Origin of the sequence: Ureibacillus sp. FSL K6-3587, from assembly GCF_038593165.1 — a bacterium.
In the GTDB taxonomy this organism is placed as follows: domain Bacteria; phylum Bacillota; class Bacilli; order Bacillales_A; family Planococcaceae; genus Ureibacillus; species Ureibacillus suwonensis.
Window position 1 is genome coordinate 3,244,140 of the sequence record NZ_CP151969.1, and the last position, 24,985, is coordinate 3,269,124.

Sequence of the window (24,985 nt, forward strand, 5' to 3'; positions counted from 1 at the left end):
TGAAACTGTTTGCATGCATAAAATTCTTTCGTTACCGCAATGTTTTATTTAAATATGAGTCCCTCTGTTCTTGCGGAACCATATTGCCGCCTGTCCCCCACAAAATGTGGGTGGCTTGATCGAAACGCTCGATCAATCCCTGTTCCTTCAAATAGTCTTTGCCTTCCTTCAACAATTGAATAGGTCCGAATACACTTGCATGGCTCGAAGGTTCCATAAAAATCCCCTCTCTTCGGACCATTTCCTTCAAACTTTCAAATAAAAATGCATCTTCCACTGTATAACATCCGCTTAAAATCGGTTCCATCAATTTCCCGACAAACTTCGACGGACGGCCAACCGCCAACCCGTCCGCTTCCGTACGGTTCGTTAATCCGATGTCATCAACGGATATTTGGTCATGCAACCCTGTCATCATCCCTAACAGCATGCACGGAGACTCGGTCGGTTCCCCAAAGAAAATATGGACATGTCCTTTATACAAAGCTTTTAATCCATATGCCACTCCCCCAGGTCCGCCGCCGACTCCGCAAGGCAAATAGACAAATAAAGGATGCTCTTGATCTACCGGGATTTTTAAATCCTCCAGCTGTTTTTTCAATCGAAGGGCGGCCACAGCATATCCGCTGAACAAATCGATGGAGTTTTCATCATCCACAAAATGGCACATCGGATCTTTTTCGGCCTGCTTTCTTCCTTCTTCCACGGCCAAACTATAATCGGACTCATATTCAATCACTTGGACACCCTTTTCCCGAAGCAAATTCTTTTTCCATTCTTTTGCGTCCTTGGACATATGCACAGTCACTTGAAAACCCAATTTTGCGGCCATGATTCCAATGCTTAACCCTAAATTGCCCGTTGATCCGACCGCAATTTTATATCGGCTGAAAAGCTTCTGAAACTCTTCGCCGGCAAATTGGGAGTAATCATCCGTTTCTTTTATGAATCCGTGTTGGATGGCGCATTGTTCCGCATATTTCAATACTTCATAAATGCCCCCGCGCGCTTTGATTGAACCGGAAACCGCCAATTCATGATCGCATTTTAATAGAAGCTTGCCCAAAAGCTTCTTATTTGCATTCTTCTCAATAAATGGCTTCATATTGGGTATTTCAATTATTTTTGATTCAATGATCCCTTGTAATTTTTGAGTTTCGGGAAACACTACCTGTATATATCGGCTGAATCTTTTCAGGCGTTTTTCCGCTTCAAGAACATGCTGAAAAGTAAAGGAATGATTTTGCGGCAATTGATCCGTTTTGTTCGGGTTTATCCATAATACAGGTTGAGATTTTTTCATTTTGTCCAACATCAACTGTTCATTTTCCGAAAGATTGCGTGGTAAGTCAGGCATTTTCATCCTCCTTTTTCGCCAAAAGCGCCCGTTCACAAATTTGTCGAAATTTTATTTCAAAGTCCAAATTATTTTTCTCTGTTCGTTTTTTGGGTCCCTTCGTTTTTCCGCCCGAACGACGAAATTTTGCATTTTCATGCCTAAAAAAGAGCATTTGATCAATGTTTTCATCTGTAAATTCTTTTCCATTTTGGTTTAAAACAAAGGCACCTTTTGCCAAACACATGGCAGCCAAACCGTAATCTTGTGTGATCACAATATCGTATTTTGAAACCGCATTCACTATCGCAAAATCAACGGAATCCCGCCCTTCCGATACTTGAATTGTTATTGCATTCTCCATTTCTATTTGATGGGAAGTATCGCAAAACAAGAATGGTTTTATCTCATATTGAGATGAAACAAACACAGCAATATCAAGGACTGGGCAGGCATCGGCATCAATTAGAACGGAAATTATACACACCATCCCCTTTACTAATATTTGGGAATAAATATTATTTAAATATAATTTTATTTTACATAATTTAACATTTTATTTTCCTTAGTACAAAAAATGGTGATTGAATTGTTTGAAAAATCGTAATAACATTTTCTCATAAGATTTCTAAGGGGGAAAACAAACAATGACAACAACTGTAAAAAATAAAGCGAATGCAAAAGAGTACATCGATTCTGTTTATAACCAACTCAAAAATAAATATGATTATCAACCAGAGTTTTTACAAGCAGTAGAAGAAGTATTCTCCACATTGGTTCCGGTATTTGAACAACATCCTGAATACATCGAACACAACATCCTTTCAAGAATCGTTGAACCGGATCGCATTATCAGCTTCCGCGTAACTTGGCAAGATGATCAAAACCGTGTTCATGTAAACAAAGGTTATCGTGTTCAATTCAATAATGTAATTGGACCATACAAAGGCGGACTCCGTTTCCATCCATCCGTAAACGAATCCATCATGAAATTCTTAGCCTTTGAACAAATTTTCAAAAACGCATTGACAGGACAGCCAATCGGTGGTGCAAAAGGCGGTTCCGACTTTGACCCTAAAGGAAAATCCGATGCGGAAATTATGCGTTTCTGCCAAGCATTTATGACTGAATTATACCGTCATATCGGTCCTGATGTCGATGTTCCTGCCGGAGATATCGGTGTAGGTGCACGCGAAATCGGTTATTTATGGGGCCAATACAAACGCATCAAAGCAATGCACGAAGCAGGTGTGTTAACTGGTAAACAACCTGGTTACGGCGGTTCTTTAGCTCGTAAAGAGGCGACTGGCTACGGTTTAGTATACTTCGTGGAAGAAATGTTGCGCGACCAAAACGAATCATTCTTAGACAAAACAGTTGTTGTTTCCGGTTCTGGTAACGTTGCAATCTACGCTATCGAAAAAGCCCAACATTTCGGAGCAAAAGTTGTTGCATGTTCTGATTCCAACGGTTACATTTACGATCCAGAAGGCATCGATTTGAATGCAGTCAAAGAAATTAAAGAAGTAAAAGGCGAACGTATTAAAAAATATCTTGAATATCGTCCAAACGCAACTTATACAGAAGGCTGCAAAGGCATTTGGACAATTCCTTGCGATATCGCATTGCCTTGTGCAACTCAAAATGAAATCGACGGCGAATCTGCAAAAACTTTGATCGCTAATGGCGTAAAAGTGGTTGCAGAAGGGGCAAACATGCCTTCAACTCCGGAAGCCATCAATGAATATTTGGCAAATGGTGTATTATTCGGACCTGCAAAAGCTGCCAACGCGGGCGGTGTTGCAACTTCCGCTTTAGAAATGGCGCAAAACTCCAGCCGCACTTACTGGTCTTTTGATAAAGTGGATGCAAAACTCCATGATATTATGAAAGAAATCTACAGAACAAGCAAAGAATGCGCTGAAAAATACGGTTCTCCAGGCAATTTAATGGTTGGTGCAAATATCGCGGGATTCATTAAAGTCGCAAACGGTATGGTTGCTGAAGGGGTATATTAATCGCTTCAAAAAATAGGGGAATTTATTTAAAAAAGGGGTTAAAATATATAACATTTTCCGAGCCAATTGTTGTGATTTTTATCACAGCAATTAGCTTTTTTTGCCTATTGATACATAAATATGGAATATGTTTTACTTTATATTGGGAGAATATTAAGGAGGTTTTTTAATGAACGAAAACGAATCTTACCAGCAAGAACAAGAACAAGAAAAAATCAATCCGTTATTGACCATTTGGTTGCATCCGAAACGGACAGCACGTTATGTATTAGAGTATAAAAAATTCCCATTCGTGATTTCACTCTTATCCATCGGTTATATTGGAAGCCTTTTTTCAGGATATATTGACATGGGATTGTATCCGGATTTCCCCCTTTGGGCAATCGTTTTACTCACCATCATTCTTTCCCCGATCGTTGGCATAATCAGCAATGCTTTTTCCGCATTAGGAGTATGGCTCATCGGAAAACTGTTTTCAGGCCAAGGTACTTATGAACAAATATTTAAAGCGTCTTCCCTTACCGCATGGCCATTCATCGTGTTGATTCCGATTTATCTGCTTTGGATGATCATCGATCCGGAAAGTTTATTCAATATGAGCGATCAATTTGGAGCCTTCTCGATCATTGGTTTACTGTTCACCGTTGCCGTCAGCATCTGGTCGATTGTCATCATGATTGCGGCAATCGCTGAAGCGCATCAGTTTTCCAATTGGAAATCTTTCTTCACTGCATTGATATTCATTATTATTTTAACAATCATATTCGTCATCATCGGACTCATTATCGGTGTAATCATCATGTTCTTAGGAATCGCATACTTTTTCTGATCATTGACAAAAGGCTTGGAGTTGAAAAGATACGGAAGCATTTCCTTTTCAATTCCAAGCCGTATTTATATTAATTCCAAAATGTTCAGAATATTTCGAAAGGATTAAATATAATCATCCCTTCGCAAATCATTAAATGACATTTGCTTGTTGATTGCTGTAGAGCTTCGATACACCGGATTCGATTGCCGCATTTGCCACGGCCTTGGCAACAGCCGGTACGACCCTTTCATCCAATGGTTTCGGAATCACATAATCTTCCCTTAATTCACTTTCCTCAACAAGGGATGCAATGGCACGGGCAGCAGCCATTTTCATTTCTTCGTTAATCTCCGAAGCCAACACATCCAATGCTCCTCTGAATATACCAGGGAACGCAAGCACGTTATTAACCTGGTTCGGATAGTCTGAACGTCCTGTACCGATGATTCGCACTCCCCAACGCTGCGCATTCTCATATGTGATTTCCGGATGTGGATTTGCCAATGCAAAAACAATCGGATCCCGTTTCATGGAATCGATATGGGCTTTCGTCAAAATGTTGGCAACGGAAACGCCGATGAATATATCCGCACCGACAATGGCATCATCCAATGTCCCTTTCAATTTTTCCGGATTTGAAATCCTTGCGATTTCTTCCTTCACCGGATTCATGGAAGCGCGGCCTTCATAAAGGATTCCTTTTGAATCACAAACGACAATATTTTCATAGCCGAAATTCTTCAACAGTTTCAATGTGGCGATCCCAGCCGCACCTGCACCGTTAATGACGATTTTTACCTCTCTTTTCCGTTTTCCAACAATTTTTAAAGCATTTTCCAATCCTGCTGCAACTACAATTGCCGTTCCGTGTTGATCGTCGTGGAAAACCGGAATATTGCATTCCGCTTTAAGGCGTTCTTCTATTTCAAAACAGCGGGGAGCTGCAATATCTTCCAAATTGATCGCGCCAAATGTAGGCTCCATTGCTTTCACTGTTCTGACGATCTCATCCACATCTTTTGTATTTAATGTGATTGGCACCGCATCCACATTTGCAAACCGCTTCAACAATAACGCCTTACCTTCCATTACGGGAAGTGCCGCTTCCGGACCAATATCCCCCAACCCTAACACGGCAGTTCCATCAGATACAACCGCCACCAAATTTCCTTTCATTGTATAATCATATACTCGCATTGGATTTTTTTCGATTTCCTGACAAGGTGCAGCAACTCCAGGAGAATAGGCCAAACTTAAATCCCGCGCATCATTTACGGGCACTTTTGAAATAATCTCCATTTTCCCCTTAAATCGCTGATGCATTTCCAAAGATTGTTTCATTAAATCCATTCTTATTCATCCCCCTCAACCACTTTTTAAAATATTGTTTTTTGTATAATATTACTTTACCCAATTGAAGTCAATAACATTTTTTGTAAATCATCGAAAAAATATTGATATTCAAAGGTTTTTAAAGCGCTTTCATGATTTTTAAACGGCTTCACTCTCTATAAAAACCGGGATTTTTTATTATATTGATATAATAAATAACTCACTTTTCACAATAGAAACCTTGATTTCACAAGCTTTTTATTGTGAAAAGGAAAACACACTATTTTACTTGGTCAAATATGATAGTTTTCACATACTTCAATTAATAAAAAAATAGAGTTGTCACAAAATTTTCATAATTTCAACAAAAAAATAAGAGACACCCCAAATGATTTGAAGTGTCCCATTCATGATTGGTAACCCGATGTATCTAATTAATTCCCTGCAAGTTCCTCGATAAAGTCGTATGGCACGTATGTTTTACGTGGCTCCAACAGTGCAGGCGCCTTGGCGAACTGCTTCGTTGTTTGGTTTTGGATGTAGCTTGTTTTGCCTCTCGTAATGATATAGAAAACGCAGCCCTTGGATACAACCGCTCCATTCCCAGTGGAATCCACCCTGTATCCAAGCTGTTCGGCTATCAATCTTAACGGCACCATTTTCACATTGTTGATATAATAGTGATCCTGTTCCGCAATTTTATATGCTTTCTCTATATTTGATGCTTGTTGCCCATTCTCATCCCGTTCCAACACGATGACCTTTGACGGGCCTGTTTGTGCCGGATAGGATTCAAGCACAACTTCATAGAAAATCAGTACTTCCTTATCGATCACCGAGTCTTTCTTTAATTTTTTGCCGGATAAATTGATAATTTCCGTTTTTTCATCAAAGTGAATGTACAAATCTTTGGCCGCATTTAAAAACTTTTGGTCGAATTTGTCCAACTGAACCGTGCCCGGATTGTCCGTATTAACAATGACCACATCCGGCGAATATTGAGGCGGATAAATCATGATCATCGGCTTTGTACCATCGACAAAGGCGGTTATCTTCATGCCCTCTTTCAATTCAACCGCATTTCCGGCATTATCAAATACCAAAGTTTCATCATCGAAGTAAAAACCAAAAGGATTTTGTTCCGAATCAATTGTGGCAAAGAATTGGCCGTTCTCTTGTTTCGAGATTTTACTGATTGTTCCGCTCACCTGAAAATAGTTGAATTGAACCTCCGCCTTTTTTTCCACAGTCTCGTTGGGAGCGTTTTCTTGCGCTTGTACGCGCGCATCCGGGAGCACTGCAAAGCTGCCGAGCAATGCCAATGCACAAAGAGTTGACAAGGTTTTTTTCATGCTTTCTCTCCTTTCTTTTTTGTTTTCGTTCAATTAGTCGAATGGAAGCGGAAAAGGTTACAAAGTTCCCCAAAATTTTCTTTTTCCGGTTGTTTTTCAAAATAAAAAAGAGGCTGGGACATAACTAATAAAGTGAACGAGCTGCAAAAAGATTTTTTGTAAAAAATTGATTGGAGTGACGGGGCGAGTTTCTGTCGCGCACGCTTAGTCGCAAAGCAAAAGCTTTCCTGCGACGAGCCCTCTCGAGACCCCGCAGGAGCGAAGGATTGAGCTCCGAGGAGGCTCGAGCCCAATGTCAGAAACTTATTCAACCAATAATTTACAGTTAGTAGGCAACCATCTGGCTGTCTACTTTTAAAAATACTATTCAACCTACAAAGTGTTGATAATTTTCTAAAATCGGCTAAAAAAGGCAATAGGATGCCCGGGGCTTAAATTTTTATTTTTTTAAGCCCCTAATTTATTTACATTTAATAAACAAATAGGTTATATTTATCCTATGTTTTGTTTATAGACACCTTTTTTGGTTTAGGGGATACTTTGTTGAGAACAGACCATTCCTTCGTGGGTAGCTTCTCCCAGACCGAATAGGTGTCTTATTTCTTATAATCACTTTCATGATTTTTGTAAACATTCTCTCTCTTTTGATTGGACAATCTTCTAATAATAAGTGAACCATCCTATCCTTTAATTTTCCTATTAAGATATTTGTGTTTACTTGATAATCATGTTTTCGTCTTTTTTTCTTACTCTCCTCATTAATTGTTTCATTGGCATCATTTCTCAATAAACTGACCATATTCGATAAATATATTGATGCATAGAAATCTTGTTCAATTGCGATTTTCGAACTACCCGTGAAATTTTCTATTTCGATTTTATTTTTCACATCATTATATTCTGTTTCAATTCCCCAGCGTTTAAAATAAAGAGATTTAAACTCAGAGATATCAAACTCTTCCTCGGTTAAATTTGTGACAAGTATTTCTTCCGTGCCAGAATCCAGTGGGAATCTAACTACACGAGCAGTAATCACTTGTTTCCTATGTATTATATGAATGTTTTGATCAGCATCTTTCGCTTCGACAATTTCCTTTATCGTATTTTTTTGACATCGCATCACATATTTGATACCAAGGGCATCTAAATAGGCAATAAAATCTCTCGATGGATACCCTCGATCAAATAAAAAAAGATCATTTTTTAATCCAATTTGTACGAGTTCTTCAATCATATCCTTTGCACTATCTCGCTCAGCTACCTTATATGGATTGATTCTAGAAGTAATAATGATTCCATTCTCAAGATCGTAAATACAAGAGGCACTAGCTCTTGCATAACTTGTCTTATGATTTTTTCCATACCCAAAATAATTTCGAAGCTCCTCAGTATCAGGAATTTGGAGCACACTTCCATCGATTGCGCAAAGTCTAAATCCACGATAAGTTTTAAAGGAATTTTCTTCATAATACCAATTCACAATCGCTTTTGTAAGTTTTACAAAAGCGAGAGGAGAAATCTTTTTTCGTGCGGCTGAATAGCCTTGTTTGGAAATACTAATTTCTGATAAATTAAATTTGTCGAAAAAGTCGTCAAGTTCAATTTGGAGGCTCTTTTTAACAAAGTTTAAGCTAAATAGAATAGTATTTTTAAAATTTAACTTCTTTTCTTTTCGTGTAAAATACGTTTCTTTTGTCCGAGATTCAAGCATAAACATCACATCATTCAGCAACTTTCGAGTAATCTCAATTGCCCCTAAAAAAGTACTTTTTGTTTTCAAAAAAACCACCATCCTCGTTTTATTAACCAAAAATTGGCTTCTAAAACGATTTTGGTGTCCTTTTTAAAATTACAAGAGGCTTATTACCTAATTTTATAAAAGTTAAATTAAATATTATTTTCCATTAAATGTAACATTAAGTTGATGACATTGGGCTCGAGCCGGGCCTGCGGAAAGCGTCCCCGGAACGGAAATCAATTTTCTTCAATTATCAAAAAAACACCATTTTCTCCCGGGAGAAAATGGTGTTTTTTATCTTTTGTCCCAGCCTCTCTTCCTTATTTCAACTCCACCTTCTGCAATTGTTGATATATTTCTTTCCAAGTCGCCAAACGGCTTTCTTCCCGCAATAACAGACGCTCTGTGTGGATTTGATTCATCGCTTGGTGGTAAATATGCTTGCGCAATCCTTCCGCTTCCTTCGCAATTTGCTCTTTCGCCCAGTCCATCATCCGCTGCTTTTCTTCTTCCAAATAACGCTCCGCATCCGGTTTTGTCATATCTTCCAACGCTTGTTTCAACTGTTCCTTCTCATTCTTTTCAAAGAAGGATTTCGTGTTCTTGAAGTAGGATTTCACGGATGCATATTTATTGAAGTCTTCAAATGGACCTTCAAAATCCAATAATTCCGCATCTTCGAATTCATAAGCGATAAATGAGAAGCTCGGATTCATTTCTTTCAAAGAACGGCTTTCTTCTTTGAAACGTTCTTTGATTTGTTTTTGAATGAATTGGGCGATGCGGAAATTCGTCACCCGAAGCTCTTGGGCAAAGTCGAATTTCAATGAACTCAATGTTTCTTTCAATGCTTTGCTTAAAGCTTCCTGAGGCGATAATGCCGCAAAAGTCGATGGATTATAACTTTCTCTGAAAAAGTCAGGATAACGGTAATATACCCGTTGCAGCACGTAATATAATAATTCATCGAGCTCTTGTTTCGTATCGCTTTCAATCATGCTGGTAGACGCACTGCTGTAATGCTTTTCCACATAATTTTCTAATTGGGCGAGTTCTTCCAGGCGCTCATCTTTCCGTTTTAAGTTTTCCTCTGTTTGCGTGATTAAATCGGACAAGCGTTGATGGGTTTTTTCCACTTCCTCATGAAGCGCTTGGATTGCGATGGATGCAAGGTCTTCGTTCAAGAAACGGTAAAAGGCTTCTTCAAATGGCTGCATGCCGGAAGCATATTCCGCTTTTTCCCGCTTTTCACGCAACGCAAGCAAACTGGACACACCAAACAATTTAGGGAATCGGATGCCAAAGCGCTGCAATTCATTGCGGACGTATGCCTTCACTTCTTCCGCTTCCTCTTCATTTTTTGCCAAGTCGATGGCATTCACAATAAAGAACATTTTATCCAATTCAAAGGCATCTTTTACGCGGCCCAACTGGATCAGGAATTCCCGGTCCGCCTTTGCAAAGGCATGGTTGTAGTATGTGACGAACAAAATCGCGTCGGCATTGCGGATATATTCAAAGGCGACACCTGTGTGGCGTGCGTTGATGGAATCCGCCCCCGGTGTGTCTACAAGGGTTACCCCCATGCGCGTAAGCGGGCAATCATAATAGAAGTTGATGTTACCCACAAAGCAGGAGCGGCGTTCTTCCGCAACAAAGCGCTCAAATTCTTCCCTGTTGACCCGAAGAACTTCACCGAGTTTTTCGCTGTACGTTGGGTATCCTTCTTTATAAGCGCGGATAAAGGATTTATGCACATTCAAACGCTCGTCTTTCAGTTCAACCTGCAAAGCTTCATCCGCCCGATTATAAGCCTCTTCCAGCGATTGCACCGTCATGCCGATCGCTTCGTAGGCAAATTGGATATCTTCCAATAACTGATCCTTTGTTTTTAATTGCACATCCGCCGTTTCGTGAAGATGTTCTTCATCGACTGGACGGATTTTATTGATGGCCGCTGTTGTCGGGTTTGGAGAAACCGGCAATACTTTTTCGCCCATCAATGCATTGGAGAAGCTGGATTTCCCTGCACTGAAAGCGCCGAATAAGGCAATTGTAAAGTCTTTATGTTCAAGTCTCTCCACTTTTTTCAATAAGAAGTCTGACACTTCTTCAAAACCTTCGACTTGTCGGACAAGTTTTGCCGTACGCACTGCGTTTTCAACGACTTCTTCCCCTTGGACGGATAGGCGGTTATGCTCCTCATGCCCTTCGACAATGACCTCTTCTTTTTCTTCTTTTTTCAACATGGATGGATCAAATAACCGAATTTCTTTCAATTCTTGTTCAAATCGGTTTTCCCATAGCGCCTTCTGTTTTCTTGCTCCATCCCTTGTATCTTTCGATGCATGAACGAGCTGTCTTTCCAAAAATTCTTTTCTCTCGTCCATTTGGGCAATGCTTTGAATCGCCTTCGCTTTTTTCTCCAGGTTTTTCAATTTTTGCCGAGCCGGCGCTTGAGCCGTTTCACTGATTTCTTTCAAAAGCGGAATTTGACTTTCTTTCCATGCGTCCGTTTCCCGGATGAAATAACGGCGTGTCGCCTCTCTTACCCGGTTGGCAAAGTTGAGCACCGCATCGCCAGTCACGATGGCGTTTTTTTGCACGCATTCTTCGATGAGGCTGAACGGCACATCAAAGGAAATGGCATCGATTTCGCCCGCCCTTTCATCGGTCAACGCGCCAACATCTTTCAACAACTGTTTCATTAAAGACTTCATGTGCCCGATGATCTGGGATTGCAAAATGGATTGATATTGATCGTAAACGTCTTTTTTCCGGCGATCGATCTCTTCCTGTGTTTTCTTCTTCCAACCGAATAAGCCGCCCACTTTGAAACCTTCCTGCTGGCTTTCCAGATAAAGCCGCAATTTTTCCCGGAAATCCGCAGGGATGATGGCCGCATTTTCCAGCAAGTCATTGCGCTTTTCTTTAAAGCTATCTTCCCATTTTTCAATAGAGAAAAGTTCCGTTTGCAATTTCAATTTTTCATATTGTTCGAGAATATCTTCACGGTTTGCCCAATCATCGGCGGATAAAACTTCCGAGAACTCCTCAAAACGGGCATTTTTCTCTTCTTCCAAGAAGGCCAAATGTTCACTTTGCATTTTTTTCAAAGTGTTTTCGGCCGTTTCAATCAATCGTTCCTGCCAATGATTCATGGAATCCATGACAATGTTCTTCACTTTTTCAAAATCATTGTGCGGATGATCCAATTGCTTCAACGATGTGAAAAAGATGCCTTTTGGCTCCACTCCCCAAGCTTTGAAGGAGTTGTGGACCGATTCTTTATATTCATCAAAAGAAAGCTCATTCTCATTATGCTTGTCGATTTGGTTCACAATCAAATAGACGTTTGGATTGTATTTCATTAATTGTTTCGTAAATTGGAAGTTCAATTCGGATTGCACATGGTTGTAGTCCATCGTATAAAAAACGATGTCTGCGATATGCAATGCGGATTCTGTGCTCATTCGGTGAGCATCGTCTGTGGAATCCACTCCCGGTGTATCCATTACAGTTACACCAACAGGCAATTTCGAATCTTTATGCCCGATTTCGATTTGAGTCACAAGCTCTCCGTTTTTGCTCAATTCTTTGACCGTTTTTATATCGTAACCGGCTTCAAATTTCACCGGCTTATCATTTTTCATGTAACAAATGGCAAAATCCTCATCCGATTTATGCACTTTTACGATATTTGCGCTTGTCGGAATCGGACTGGATGCTAAAATATCTTCTCCGGATAAAGCGTTGATCATACTGGATTTTCCAGCAGAAAAATGCCCCGCAAATCCAATGACATACTCTTTTTGCAGAATTTTTTTCGCAAACAGATGGAGTTTTTCCATCCGCTTTTCATCTTCATTCCGTTTGAAGACTATGTATTGAACCGCTGCTTGTTCTAACAGTTGCTCCATTTTTTCGTCAAAAGTACTCATGCAATAAATACCCCTTTGCCTTCATTTTGTCACAATTATAATATTAACATGGTTTTAAAGCAAAATCGCTAGTAAATCAAAAAGATTCAAAGGAAAATGGAGTTTTTTTCGTATAAAAAATGAGGCTGGGACAAAAGATAAAAAACACCATTTTCTCCCGTGAGAAAATGGTGTTTTTTTGATAATTGAAGAAAATTGATTTCCGTTCCGGGGACGCTTTCCGCGGGCCCGGCTCGAGCCTCCTCGGAGCTCACACCTTCGCTCCTGCGGGGTCTCGAGACTCGGGCTGTTCCCGCAGGAGTCGCCCCGTCACTCCTATCAATTTTCTACGATATCAATTTTTTACAAAAAATTCTTTTGCAGCTCATTCATTTTATTAGTTATGTCCCAGCCTCATTTTGTCACGTGATCGAAAATGTATGTACCGATCCAGCAATAGATGGCAATTGTCGAAGCAATGAACAGGTAAACCATTCGTCTTTCCCTTCCTAATAATGAGAATCTTTATCAATTATTATATAAAAAATTTCAACATTATAAAATAGAAAATTTTTTATTTGGCTGGTTATTCTTTTGTCGAAAAAAGGTATTGAATGTACAAATACCTAATCTATTTTTCCTCATAAAAAGCTGTATTTTCAATACTTCTATTAAGTTTTTTATGAAAACCCTCACAGATTAAGCGCCATAAAAGGGGGGAGGATGGTATTAGCTTTCACAGTAATTTCACATTTCCATTATAGAACTGTGATTTTTATCACATCTTAGCAGTTTTATTTTTATTATGATGAATCGTGAAGTAACACATTTGAAGTTCATAGGAGGGAGAGACATGTCAAATCACAAAAAGCCTTCGTCAGAAGAAAATTTAAAAGGTACCCTATTAGCGACCTTCGGAGTGGGGCTGGTCATCATCATTTTCTGGGTACTTGCATTCGATCTGTACACTGGTCGTTTCTAAACGATCAAGCTCGCTTCTAACAACTTGAGTAGGAGGGAAAACAATGGAAATACACAAGTATGAGAAATGGTGGATGATTTTCGGAACAGGTACGCTGATCGTGTTCCTTATCATCCTCGGTGTAAGCGCATTCCATAGCGGAACGCATCCAAATAACTCTAAATGGACAATTGACTATGAAAAGGTTGATGAATATGCTCCGTTTGACAATCCAGGATTGCATAAAGTGGAAGGCAAAGATTGGGATTATGAAGTAGTGCTCGTTGCACAGGCTTTCGCTTACAATCCAACTGAAATTGAAATCCCGGTCGGATCTAAAGTTCGTTTCATCGCTACTACAAAAGACGTTATTCACGGACTCGAGGTTGCAGGCACAAACATCAACATGATGCTTGAACCTGGTTATGTATCTGAAAAAATTACAACTTTAGATAAAGCCGGAACGTATACAATCGTATGTAACGAGTACTGCGGTACAGGTCACGCATTGATGTACTCTACATTAAAGGTGGTGGACACTAATGACAACAGCAACTAAGGAAACTGTAAAAAGCACTGCATCTTCAGGCTTGAAAAAACAGCTTGAATTTGTTGATAAAAAAGATGGAAAATTGGCATTAGCTTACATTTATGTCGCATTCATAGCAGTATTTTTAGGTGGTACAGCCGGACTATTACAAGTTTTAGTTCGTTCAGGTAAATTTGAACTTCCAAGTTTCCTAAACTACTATCAAGTATTGACAGTGCACGGCGTATTACTCGGACTTGTATTGACTACTTTCTTCATTATGGGATTCCAAACAGCTGCTGTCAGCCGAACTAGCGGTACATTCACAAATAAACAACGCACAATCGGCTGGGTAGGTTTCTGGCTTGCAACAATCGGATTAGTTGCAGCAGCGGCAATGGTCTTAACAAATCAAGCTTCTGTCCTTTATACATTCTATGCGCCATTGAAAGCTCACTGGGTATTCTACCTTGGCTTGGCATTAGTGGTTGTAGGTTCATGGATTACAGGTTTAGCACAAGCGATGCGTTTTGTTCAATGGAGAAAAGAACATAAAGGTCAAAGCACACCATTATTATCCTTTATGGCTGTAGTTAACAACCTCTTATGGTTCATCGCTACATTGGGTGTAGCAATAGAAGTATTATTCCAATTGATTCCTTGGTCCATGGGCTTGGTTGAACGTGTGGATGTATTATTATCCCGTACTCTATTCTGGTACTTCGGTCACGCATTGGTTTATTTCTGGTTATTGCCTGCTTACATGGTTTGGTATGTTGTCATTCCAAAAGTCATTGGCGGAAAAATCTTCTCTGAATCTTTGGCAAAATTGGCTTTCATGTTGTTCTTGATCCTTTCAGTGCCGGTTGGTCTACACCACCAATTCACTGAACCAGGTATCGATCCATTATGGAAATTTATTCAAACAGTCTTAACGTTCTTCGTTGTTGTTCCATCTTTAATGACTGCCTTCTCCATGTTCGCAACATTTGAAATGCGTGGTCGCGAACTTGGCGCTAAAGGCGTATTCGGTTGGTTCAAAAAATTGCCTTGGAGCGATTCAAGATTCTTATTGCCATTCATTGGTATGGTTGCCTTCATTCCTGGTGGTGCCGGCGGTATCGTTAACGCATCTTACCAAATGAACGAACTTGTACACAACACAATTTGGGTAACAGGTCACTTCCACTTGACTGTAGCAACTGCTGTTGCGTTAACATTCTTCGGAACAGCCTTCTGGTTAATACCACACCTAAATGGCAGAAAATTAACAAAACGCGCAAACAGCATGGCTAACTGCGCAGGTATTTTATGGGCTATCGGTATGACAATCATGTCAAGTGCCATGCACCTTGCAGGTTTACTCGGTGCGCCACGTCGTTCCGCTTACTCCGAATATGGCGGTTCAGAACAAGCAGCTGAATGGATTTCTTACCAAATTACGCAAGCAATTGGTGGTTCAATCCTATTCATCGCCATCTTAGTAATTACTGGATTAATCATTTACCTTGCATTCTTTGCACCAAAAGGCGAGCAAGAATTCCCTATTGCAGAAGTTGCACCAGGTGCAGAAAAAGTACCTGCAGCCCTTGAAAACTTCAAACTTTGGGGAATTATCATGATTGCGGTGATCATCTTCGCTTACACAATCCCAATCATTGATATCATCAATAACTCTCCAGTTGGTTCAAAAGGTTTCAAACTCTGGTAAAATGACAGCACAATTCCCTCCCCTCAAATGGGGAGGGTTTTTTCTATTACACACAAATTAAATATTAAAATAGTGTGAACATTTTTTCAACTAGTACTTTTCATTTTACATCATAATTCCGCCATCCACATGCAATACGTGGCCGGTAATATAATTGGATTCATCGGAAGCCAAAAACAAGTAAGCGTTTGCAATATCATCCGGTTCTCCAAGTCTTTTCAAGCTTGTAATCGATTCCATATAATTTAATATTTTTTCAGGCATTTTCTCCACCATTGTGGTTTTCGTAAATCCCGGAGCCACCGCATTCACATTGATTCCCTTTTTGCCCAGCTCCTTCGCCCATGTCTTCGTCATCCCGACAATGGCCGCCTTTGCAGCAGCATAATTTGTTTGCCCGATGTTTCCATAGATGCCGCTGACAGAGGATGTATTGATAATTTTCCCATTTCCTTGTTCAATCATGACTTTTGCAACCGCTTGCGTACAATGAAATACGCCTTTTAAATTCACATCGATCACGTCATTGAATTGCTCTTCCGTCATTTTGACAAGCATAGCATCCCTTGTAATCCCCGCATTGTTAATTAAAACATCGATTTTTCCATAGATTTCCTTCACTTTCTCGACCATTGTTTCCACTTCATCTTTGGATGCAACGTTCACTGGATAGAACATTACTTCATGACCCTGATCCCGGAATTGTTTCGCCAATTGCTCCCCCGCTTCCTTTTGTATATCCGCGACAACCACTTTTGCCCCTTCTTCCAAAAATCTTTTTGTAGCAGCCTTGCCAATCCCGTTTGCTCCTCCGGTAATAATCGCAACCTTCCCTTTTAGTCTCATACGATTCTCCTTTTCATAGAATTTCAAAAAAACAGACAATCATTGACATAATACGCCGTCGCCCCGACCAAATTCAACAAATTTTATAAAATTATATTCCAAAAAATAAAAAAATATGCAAAAAATCCATATAGACTTTTTGCATATATCTGTGGCAGTTTCATATTCTTATTGTGGTTCCACCGGCAATACTTCAAGGAAGCGGGACCGCATTTTACGATCTTCTTCATTTAATAAAATATGGATATCTCCATAATCATTGGCCGTCCGAATAAGCCGGCCGATTCCCTGCTGCAACCGCAATAACATAAATGGCATATCCACTTCTTCAAATGGATTTCCGGCAAATTTTCTTTTTGCTTCAAAAAGCGGATCTTTCGGCGGGAAAGGCAATTCATAAATGATGATCTGCGTCAAAGATTCTTCAGGCAAGTCTACCCCTTCCCATAAATGATAAGAGCAAAGGGTTTTGATTGTACCGTTTTGGAAATCTTTGATGATGGATGTGAGTTCACGATCCCCTTCAAAACCGACCGTCAACCGGGACATCAATGGCAAATTCTCTTTGAATTTTAGCATCGATTGTCTTGATTTGAAGAGCACCAACGTTTTCTTGTTTTGCTTGAGCAGCTCTTCCACTTTTTTCATCTTTTGATCTTCGTCCAGCTCATGCAAATAGATTTTCATCACTTCATCATAATCAAAAGGAGAAGGCACGCTGAAATGTTGATATTTTTTTACACCTAAGCTGGATGCAATATAGGAAAAATCATTATTTACCGATAACGTTGCCGATGAAAAAATGATTGGTATGTTATTAGAGAATAATTTCTCTTCCAATACTTCTGTAATCAATCTTGGCATGATGACCAATGTTTCTTCTCCATCCGTATCCTCCAGCCAGTCAATGGCATCGCTTTTTGAGATAAATATCTTTAATGCTTCCTGATAATCTTCCAAAAATTCTTCAACAATATTCAATTCATATTCCGGAATCACATACATTTCCGATTCGAATACAAACTCTTCCAGCAACTGTTCCACGTCAGCGATCAATTGTTTTCCCAATGCAATCAACTTTTCTGATTTCCGGATACTTTTTCTGTCCTCTTCTGACGGGATTACATCATCCCGGAGCTGGTCAAAAAACAATTCATGGTCATCTTGCAGTTTTTCCATTGCATATAAAGTGCTTTCACGGATTCCGTCCGCCATCAAGTGATCCAGCAATTTTACGATTGTATAATTCTGCACTTTATAAGTCATCGCCTTTTGGGCAGCATATTCCAACAGATGCCCTTCATCCAGGACAATCATTGACACTTCCGGCAAGAGAGTCAATTGCCCTTCCCGTTTGCGGGATTCTTTCGTTGCCAAATGTTCCATTAAAAAATCCTGGGAGCAGACGATCAAATCCACCGCTTTCCGATAATAGGCCCGATGCAAAGTTTGTCCGCATCGGTTGCGTTTTTCGCAAATGCTGCATTGCATGATGGAATTGTAATTCACTTTATTCCAATTTTCGTCGCTTATTTGGGGAAAATCGCTTCTTGCGCCATACAAAGGAATTTTTACCGCCGAACTTTCTGAAAACACCTCTTCCGGAATGGTGAAGGCGATCTCATCAATCCATTCTTCATCTTCATATAATTCCGCTTCTTCAAAGCGCTTTAAACATAAATATTGGTCCCGTGATTTTGCAAGGCGTACGTCCACTTTGATCCCCAAATGTTTTTCGATTTTGGCGATGTCCCCTTCTTCTTTAACCAGCTGGTCAATCAATGTTTCATCTGCACAAGCAATCAATGCCGGTTTCCCTTTATAGCGCGCATACGCGATTGCGGGCAATAAATAAGCGAGGGTTTTTCCCGTTCCAACACCCGCTTCCGCAAACAAAACGTTTTTTTCTTTTAAAGCTTTTTCGATTTGATAGCTCATGTAAATTTGTTCATCGCGACATTCAAATCCTTTTTCGGGCAAAATGTCATAAAAAATGTCGCCGATCCAATCCCCCAACGAATCAAAAAAGCTTTTTTCTTTCGATAATTCAAAAGGTATCGATGATTTCATATTCTATTCTCCTTTATCAATGTCTACTTGTTAGACATGAAGAAAAAGTGTCTCGAAAAAATTCAAGACACTGCCTAAAAAGTTCAGAAATTACCTTGATTACAATAATTTTATTATAAGAAATTCGACATAAAATAACAACATTCGATCTTCCTTAAATCAATGATTGTTTGTTTGATTTTTGGCCCCAAAATTGATAAAAATCGGTGCGGATGAATCCGTTAAACAATTTCCGTTTTTTCGTCGCTTTCTTGCCATACAGTTCCTCAAAATTGTCCATGGATGACAGCATATAGACCGACCACGTCGGATAATTTCTCATTATTTTCCCAAGTTCGCGGATTACTCTTTCAATCTCTTCCCTTTCCCCGATTCTCTCCCCATAAGGAGGATTGGAGACAATGACACCGTCTGTAAGAGTCGTCGTGAAATCGGTCGCCTGCATTTGTTTGAAAGTGATTAAATCGCTCAAACCGGCTTCCAGCGCATTCTCTTTTGCGATTTTTACCATTCTATGATCAATGTCCGTCCCCAATATTTCAAGAGGTTGATCATAGTTTGCCAAATCCTCCGCTTCTATCCGGGCGTCATCCCAGATTTTCATATCCATCCAGGGCCATTCTTCCGAAATGAAATCCCGATTATACCCTGGTGCAATATTTTGGCCAATCAACGCCGCCTCGATCGGAATCGTGCCGGAGCCGCAGAAAAGATCGACAAAAGGACGATGAGGGGACCATTTTGAGATTTTTACCAAAGCGGCAGCCAACGTTTCTTTTAAAGGGGCATCCCCCTGGCCTACCCGATAGCCTCTTTTGTGGAGTCCGGCACCACTTGTATCAATTGTAAGTGTTGCCATATCTTTCAAGATTGATACTTCAATTTTGAAAGTCGCCCCCGATTCATCCAATAATCCGGTTTTCTTATAGGCTGTTTTTAACCGTTCCACAATCGCTTTTTTTACGATTGCTTGGCAGTCCGGAACACTGAATAATTTTGATTTCACCGATTTTCCTGAGACCGGGAAATTCGCATCAACAGGCAAATAACGTTCCCATTCAACAGATTTTGTATTTTCAAACAATTCCTCAAAAGTCGTTGCCGGGAATTGGGCTGCAACAATTTTTACCCGATCGGCCACCCTCAGCCAAAGATTGGCTCTGGCAATCGCCCTTTCATCACCTTCAAAATAAATTTTTCCGTTTTCCGTACGCGTTTCGTACCCCAATGCTTTTACTTCGTCTGCAACAATGGATTCCAGTCCCATTGCAGAAGTAGCAACCAGTTGAAATTTCGTCATTTGCATCCATCCTCGATATCTTTCCATATTTTCAAGAAATTAATTATATCATCATTTTGTTTCGGATTACAAAATTAGATCCTTCCACTATCTATAGCCTTCATTAGGAAGATTCATTCTTCTTATTGACATTATTCCCTACTTGCATCTACAAAAGAAAAAGCTCTCCTTCATGATGGAGAGCTCCTGATGATAAAGCATAATCATTTCGATTAATGTTTCTCATCATAGTGATTTCTATAAGCCATGTTCTGTCCCTGCGTACTCGAACGGCTTTCGCCTCGTACTGTCAGGTAGTAATCATCTATCTACGGGAAGAAATCCTCCCCGTCCCCCCCTCCGTTCATTTCCTTCGGGGGGGCGCCCCTACCATAATTTGGGTTTCTCACTCGTGGGGTTTACCGCGTTCCACCTTCACCGTTTCCAGTGAAGCTACGTCACTGTGGCACTTTTCAGGAAGTGTCGACCATATCGCCAGTTGCGACTTAGGTCTTCCTTCCGCCGTCAAAGCTGCAAGAGCTTTGCCTTACCTTATTTTTTCGGTAAGCACGAACACTACGGTCATCTCAGAGCCGTGTGAGCATGGACTTTCCTCTACAAACATAGAACGTTTGCAGCGATTACTCGAAATCACTATGACCATTTAATATTATACTAAACAAACGATTTAAATCAACTTGTGGATTTTATCAATCGTACAATTTATTGCCAAAAACATGCTTTTCCAAATTTGATAGTCTTTTTAGAATATCAAAGTTCGTACTTCCGGCATATTGAGGCGTTTGTTGCTTTTTGGCCGCTTCCAGCTCTTTTTTCAATCTTTCGTTTTCCGCTTGCAATTCTTTTATGATTTTATTAAAATTGTCATAATCTTCCATTATTATATCTAAAAATTGGTCCACCTCATCAATGTTGTAGCCTTTCATTTGTCTCTTGAATTCTTTTTCCAAAATCATTTTGGAATTTAATTTGATTTCCATCCACATCGCCCTTCCATCGATACATACGTACTATATATTATACCACATGTAACCCTATAAAAGGACAGGAAAACACCGCAAAATCATATTTTTTGCATATTTCGACATGCGGTAGATCGTTTTTTTTGTCAAACTTTGCGCTTCCCCGGGAAATACTTTTCATTACCAAACGTTATAAATATTTCCCGTTTTTGATTTCCAACCTTTGCAATCTTTTGTCCCAATTTTCTAATTGTTTTTTCTTTTGATGATCGCTGAAAAAATCCGCTTCCTGAATCATTTTTATTCCTTTGAGTGTATACTGGAGCGCCTCCGGGTAATTTTTCATTTGATGTTCATATAGCTTTGCCAGTTGCTCATAGGAATCCAATTTTTTTCTTCCATCAATTGTATGAATCGCCTTTTGAAAAGATTCAATCGATTCTTTGAATTGCTTGTGACGTTTTTGTTGCAATGCCAAATAATAATAGGCAAGGCCGGTTTCATGTTCCGCAAATTGTTCCGTCACTTTCAAAAATAGTTGCCTGCTTTGTTCAGGTTCTTTTAAATCATTGTACCATTTGCCGATATTTGTATACGTTGTGGCTCCATCCCGCAACACATCATCCAGAAGAAGATTTGTTGAATGAATGTACAGCACAAGAAGTGACAGGATGTCCCATTCATTATGTTGAAGCACTTTCATGAGCCCTCCAGCATTTCCGCTTCTGACCGCATCCGCATAAATAATCGGTGCAAGAAACCCGGGAATATCATTTTCCCTTTTGAAGCCCAATTTTTCTTCTTCCACTTTTATTAATTTTACTTTTTCCAAATGATTTTTCCAGATTCTTTTTGAACTATGGAATAAATCGATTTGTCTGGGACTTTGTAATGTTGGCAAATAGTTTTTATGAAAGATCCACCGCATCTCCAATTGGGGCCAATCGAAACTTTTCCCATTATATGTAACGATCGTTTTTCCCCGTTGCCATAACTTGGATTCAAACAAGAAGGCGGCTTCATTCGCCGGATCCGCCAGCACATATTGATTCAGCACGAATGCCTCTTCATCGACCTCAAGGAGGCCCAAAAGAAAAATGTGCGTGCCTGCGCCCTTTAACCCGGTTGTTTCCGTATCAAAAAACAGCACCTTTTCTCCAGGATAAATGGAATAGGGATGCTCTATTTTCGACTGTTCCCATTTTTCGACCGCTTGGAAAAACTCCTTTAATTCATACCGTCCATGTTTATAGTCGAAAGGATATTGGACTTGCCTTTTTAATACGACTCCGAAATCATTTTCTACAATCGAAAGACCGGCTTTTTTCCATTCATCGATGTAAGCCGGTTTTTCAGGTTTTTGGTAGGAAGGTTTTTCGGATTCTGCCGCTTTCTTTTTCCCCACCATTTTTTTCAATTGTAATATTTTATTTTCGTAGCTCATCCCATCACATCATTTCATTATAAATCATGTTCAATACTTTCACTACCCGTTCTTTTCCATTTGACAAACTGTCCTGCGCCCCGATGCAGGATGGACATCCGTGTTCACAAGGACAGGATTTCACATGTTGGATGGTCATTTCCAAAATCGGGACAAGCAGATCATAAACCTTTTCACTCAACCCGATACCTCCCGGATAGCTGTCATAAATAAACAAAGTCGGTTTTTCATTGTGGACGGACTTTACTTGTGGTACGACAGTCACATCTTTCCGATCGCATTGAATATATAGAGGTATGAAAGATCCGATGGCGTAACTTGCCCCCGTTAAAGCATCGGTCAGCATTTCCTCCGACCAATTTTCAGGCAAATCAAATGAAATCCACGTTGCATTTGTATGCATTTCCATCGGTGGAATATGAATTTTACCGGACCCGATATTATCCAAAGTGGCCATATGGATTTTTTTGAAAATTGTAGGAATCGCTACCAAACTCACATCTCCGTAGCTGACCGTCACCTCTTTATAGGCTGCGGTTTTATCTTCGCTCAACACTTTCAATTCCACCGCCAAATTCGCATCTGTATAGTAATTGACATCCACCTCGCGGACGTACGCTTTCTTCTCTTCCCAATCCAGTTTTTCCACTTGATATTGAACGCCTTGATGAAGATAAATCGCTTCTTCATGCAAAAGGGTCATGGCGGAATACGTATCCATTTCCCCAATCACCTTTGTACCCGCCGGAACCGTTTGATCAATGATGACGACATTTTCCTGGGCGGCGGACCGCAAATTCACATCATGGGCAGGGAATCGGTCGCTCATCCAATAATAATGGGCATTTGTTTTGACGAGCACCCCTTCTTCCTTCAAATAGTCAAGCAGCTCCTGCACTTCAAATTCACCATAGGAATCGTTTGTTGAAAACGGCAATTCAAAAGATGCGCATTTCAAATGGCTCATTAAAATGAGAATGTTGTCCGGATTGATCAATGCTTCTTCCGGAGAATTGCCCAATAAGTATTCGGGATGATTGATGATATATTGATCAAGGGCTGTGGAATTCGCCACATAAATGATTAATGCGGATTCCTGTCTTCTTCCGGCCCTTCCCGCCTGTTGCCATGCACTCGCAATGTTTCCCGGATACCCTGTCATGATGCACGCCTGGAGTTGTCCTATATCGACGCCCAGTTCAAGGGCATTTGTACTGACGACAATTTGAATCGTCCCATCCCTTAATCCTTTTTCGATTTGACGCCTTTCCGATGGCAAATAACCGCCCCGGTATCCTTGGATGGATTCGTCGTTGATTTTATTTTTCGTCAACTCTTTTAAATATGTAACAAGCCTTTCCACCGTCACGCGGGATTTGGCAAACACAATCGTTTGTATCCCCGCCTGATAGAGCCGCGCCGCCAAACCGCTCGCTTCCAAGACCGAACTTCTTCGGACGCCGAAAGTCTTATGGATAATTGGAGGATTATAAAAAATCAATGTTTTCTTTCCGACCGGCGCCCCGGATTCTGAAATCAGCTCATGCTCCGTATTCGTTAATTTTTCCGCCAGTTCTTTCGGATTTTTGATGGTTGCGGAAGTGCATATAAAAATAGGATGGCTTCCGTAAAATTGGCAAATCCGCATGAGCCGCCGCAACACATGGGCCACATGGCTTCCAAAAACCCCTTTATATGTATGCAGTTCATCAATGACGATAAACTGCAAATTTTCAAATAGTGAAACCCATTTCGTATGATGGGGCAAAATGCCGGAATGGAGCATATCCGGATTCGTCATGACAATATGGCCCGCTTTTCTCACCTTTTGCCGGATGCTCGGCGCCGTATCGCCATCATATGTATAACAGTAAATTTCTTCATCCATCGCATCGATCAACTGATTTAAATCCGTCTTTTGATCTTGTGCCAACGCTTTTGTGGGAAATAAATAAATCGCTCTGGCAGAAGGATTTTCCAAAATTTTTTGCAGCACGGGTAAATGATAGCATAGAGATTTTCCGGAAGCGGTAGGTGTGATTGCGGTAAACGACTTTCCGGCGAGGGCCAAATCAAACGCTCTCCGTTGATGGGTATACAATTTTTCAATCCCCCGGCCGCCCAACGCCTTTTTGAGGGATGGATGCAAATTCTCCGGAAAGTCCGCATACTCCCCTTCTTTTCCATCAATCGTCACGACATGTGCTATATTTTCTTTTAATTCTTCATCCTGCTGCCATTCGTAAATGAGTTCATCGATTGATTTCTTCACCATTGTTCTCCTCCAAATACCTTGACAAAGTTGTAAGGATGAAACGCACTGAATGCACGGTTTGGAAAAATCTTTTCTTGCTCGTTTCTTTATAAAAGGATTCAACGACAAACTTATCCATTGAATCCGCCGCATTTTCAATCTGCTGGACATGCATGTATTTCGGTTGATGCTCATTAATCCATTGAATGGCTGATGCTTTCCAGGCCATCACCAATTCATGTATTTCATCAGCATATGGTTTCACTTCATCAAAAAAATTTGGTGTGGCGTCAAGTTCCCTCATTTTCAAAAAACGGTTCCTTGACGCATCACACTCTTCAATCAACTTTTTAGTCATTTCCAACAGTTCCATAGAATAGCTACCTCTTACTCCTTAGTCT

The 24,985-nt window shown here is 40.2% G+C and carries 18 protein-coding genes and 1 other RNA gene; 5 read left to right on the forward strand and 14 right to left on the reverse strand.

Features of this window, described 5'->3' with window-relative positions; genetic code table 11:
* Positions 1-31: 31 nt before the first annotated feature.
* Both NSS77_RS16030 and NSS77_RS16035 read right to left on the reverse strand, forming a co-directional pair.
* Entirely contained in the window at positions 32-1,357 is a 1,326-nt protein-coding gene (locus NSS77_RS16030) for a D-serine ammonia-lyase (RefSeq protein WP_342469633.1), read from the reverse strand.
* Complete coding sequence (locus NSS77_RS16035) at positions 1,350-1,826, reverse strand: YaiI/YqxD family protein (protein WP_342469634.1); 477 nt, start codon at positions 1,824-1,826, stop codon at positions 1,350-1,352. The genes NSS77_RS16030 and NSS77_RS16035 overlap by 8 nt, the downstream gene beginning before the upstream one ends.
* 157 nt (positions 1,827-1,983) lie before the next feature.
* Between NSS77_RS16035 and gdhA the strand changes: the two genes are divergently transcribed.
* On the forward strand, positions 1,984-3,354 hold the full coding sequence (gdhA, locus tag NSS77_RS16040) for an NADP-specific glutamate dehydrogenase (RefSeq protein ID WP_342469635.1): 1,371 nt from the start codon (positions 1,984-1,986) through the stop codon (positions 3,352-3,354).
* A 169-nt stretch (positions 3,355-3,523) separates the two neighbouring features.
* Positions 3,524-4,183 (forward strand): YIP1 family protein, encoded by a 660-nt coding sequence (locus tag NSS77_RS16045; RefSeq protein ID WP_342469636.1) that lies wholly within the window; start codon positions 3,524-3,526, stop codon positions 4,181-4,183.
* A gap of 132 nt (positions 4,184-4,315) precedes the next feature.
* Here NSS77_RS16045 and NSS77_RS16050 read toward each other — a convergent pair whose 3' ends face one another.
* The 4 genes from NSS77_RS16050 to NSS77_RS16065 all read right to left on the reverse strand — a co-directional run bounded on the left by NSS77_RS16050 (position 4,316) and on the right by NSS77_RS16065 (position 12,528).
* Positions 4,316-5,515 carry a malic enzyme-like NAD(P)-binding protein gene (locus NSS77_RS16050; protein ID WP_342469637.1) on the reverse strand — a complete coding sequence of 400 codons (1,200 nt, stop codon included), beginning with the start codon at positions 5,513-5,515 and terminating at the stop codon, positions 4,316-4,318.
* Between the two features lie 416 nt (positions 5,516-5,931).
* Complete coding sequence (locus NSS77_RS16055; protein WP_328215237.1) at positions 5,932-6,849, reverse strand: stalk domain-containing protein; 918 nt, start codon at positions 6,847-6,849, stop codon at positions 5,932-5,934.
* A gap of 508 nt (positions 6,850-7,357) precedes the next feature.
* Positions 7,358-8,629 (reverse strand): IS4 family transposase, encoded by a 1,272-nt coding sequence (locus NSS77_RS16060; protein ID WP_342469638.1) that lies wholly within the window; start codon positions 8,627-8,629, stop codon positions 7,358-7,360.
* Positions 8,630-8,907: 278 nt separating this feature from the next.
* Positions 8,908-12,528: a dynamin family protein gene (locus NSS77_RS16065; RefSeq protein WP_342469639.1), complete on the reverse strand. Its 3,621-nt coding sequence runs from the start codon at positions 12,526-12,528 to the stop codon at positions 8,908-8,910.
* Between the two features lie 832 nt (positions 12,529-13,360).
* On the opposite strand from NSS77_RS16065, the gene NSS77_RS16070 reads away from it, so the two are divergent.
* From NSS77_RS16070 to NSS77_RS16080, 3 genes are read left to right on the forward strand one after another with little or no spacing between them, the layout of a single operon-like run.
* Entirely contained in the window at positions 13,361-13,489 is a 129-nt protein-coding gene (locus tag NSS77_RS16070; RefSeq protein ID WP_342469640.1) for a hypothetical protein, read from the forward strand.
* A 43-nt stretch (positions 13,490-13,532) separates the two neighbouring features.
* Positions 13,533-14,027 (forward strand): cytochrome c oxidase subunit II, encoded by a 495-nt coding sequence (locus NSS77_RS16075; protein ID WP_342469641.1) that lies wholly within the window; start codon positions 13,533-13,535, stop codon positions 14,025-14,027.
* Positions 14,011-15,708, forward strand: a complete 1,698-nt coding sequence (locus tag NSS77_RS16080) for a b(o/a)3-type cytochrome-c oxidase subunit 1 (protein WP_342469642.1) — start codon at positions 14,011-14,013, stop codon at positions 15,706-15,708. The genes NSS77_RS16075 and NSS77_RS16080 overlap by 17 nt, the downstream gene beginning before the upstream one ends.
* Before the next feature lie 105 nt (positions 15,709-15,813).
* Here the strand turns inward: NSS77_RS16080 and fabG are convergent, their stop codons facing one another.
* The 8 genes from fabG to NSS77_RS16120 form a co-directional block, all read right to left on the reverse strand.
* Positions 15,814-16,554, reverse strand: coding sequence for a 3-oxoacyl-ACP reductase FabG (fabG, locus tag NSS77_RS16085; protein ID WP_342469643.1), 741 nt, complete (start codon positions 16,552-16,554; stop codon positions 15,814-15,816).
* 168 nt (positions 16,555-16,722) lie between these two features.
* Positions 16,723-18,624: an ATP-dependent DNA helicase gene (locus NSS77_RS16090; RefSeq protein ID WP_342469644.1), complete on the reverse strand. Its 1,902-nt coding sequence runs from the start codon at positions 18,622-18,624 to the stop codon at positions 16,723-16,725.
* A 154-nt stretch (positions 18,625-18,778) separates the two neighbouring features.
* Positions 18,779-19,924: a class I SAM-dependent RNA methyltransferase gene (locus tag NSS77_RS16095; protein WP_342469645.1), complete on the reverse strand. Its 1,146-nt coding sequence runs from the start codon at positions 19,922-19,924 to the stop codon at positions 18,779-18,781.
* 235 nt (positions 19,925-20,159) lie between these two features.
* Positions 20,160-20,556, reverse strand: an RNA gene (gene rnpB / locus NSS77_RS16100) — RNase P RNA component class B.
* A gap of 57 nt (positions 20,557-20,613) precedes the next feature.
* Positions 20,614-20,904 carry a cell division regulator GpsB gene (gpsB, locus tag NSS77_RS16105; RefSeq protein ID WP_342469646.1) on the reverse strand — a complete coding sequence of 97 codons (291 nt, stop codon included), beginning with the start codon at positions 20,902-20,904 and terminating at the stop codon, positions 20,614-20,616.
* A 172-nt stretch (positions 20,905-21,076) separates the two neighbouring features.
* The gene (locus NSS77_RS16110; RefSeq protein WP_342469647.1) at positions 21,077-22,330 is read right to left on the reverse strand and encodes a ribonuclease H-like domain-containing protein; all 1,254 of its coding nucleotides are present in this window, start codon (positions 22,328-22,330) and stop codon (positions 21,077-21,079) included.
* A 4-nt stretch (positions 22,331-22,334) separates the two neighbouring features.
* The gene (locus tag NSS77_RS16115) at positions 22,335-24,605 is read right to left on the reverse strand and encodes a DEAD/DEAH box helicase (protein WP_342469648.1); all 2,271 of its coding nucleotides are present in this window, start codon (positions 24,603-24,605) and stop codon (positions 22,335-22,337) included.
* The gene (locus NSS77_RS16120) at positions 24,583-24,957 is read right to left on the reverse strand and encodes a YppE family protein (RefSeq protein WP_342469649.1); all 375 of its coding nucleotides are present in this window, start codon (positions 24,955-24,957) and stop codon (positions 24,583-24,585) included. Before NSS77_RS16120 ends, NSS77_RS16115 begins: the two co-directional genes overlap by 23 nt.
* Positions 24,958-24,985 lie beyond the last annotated feature (28 nt).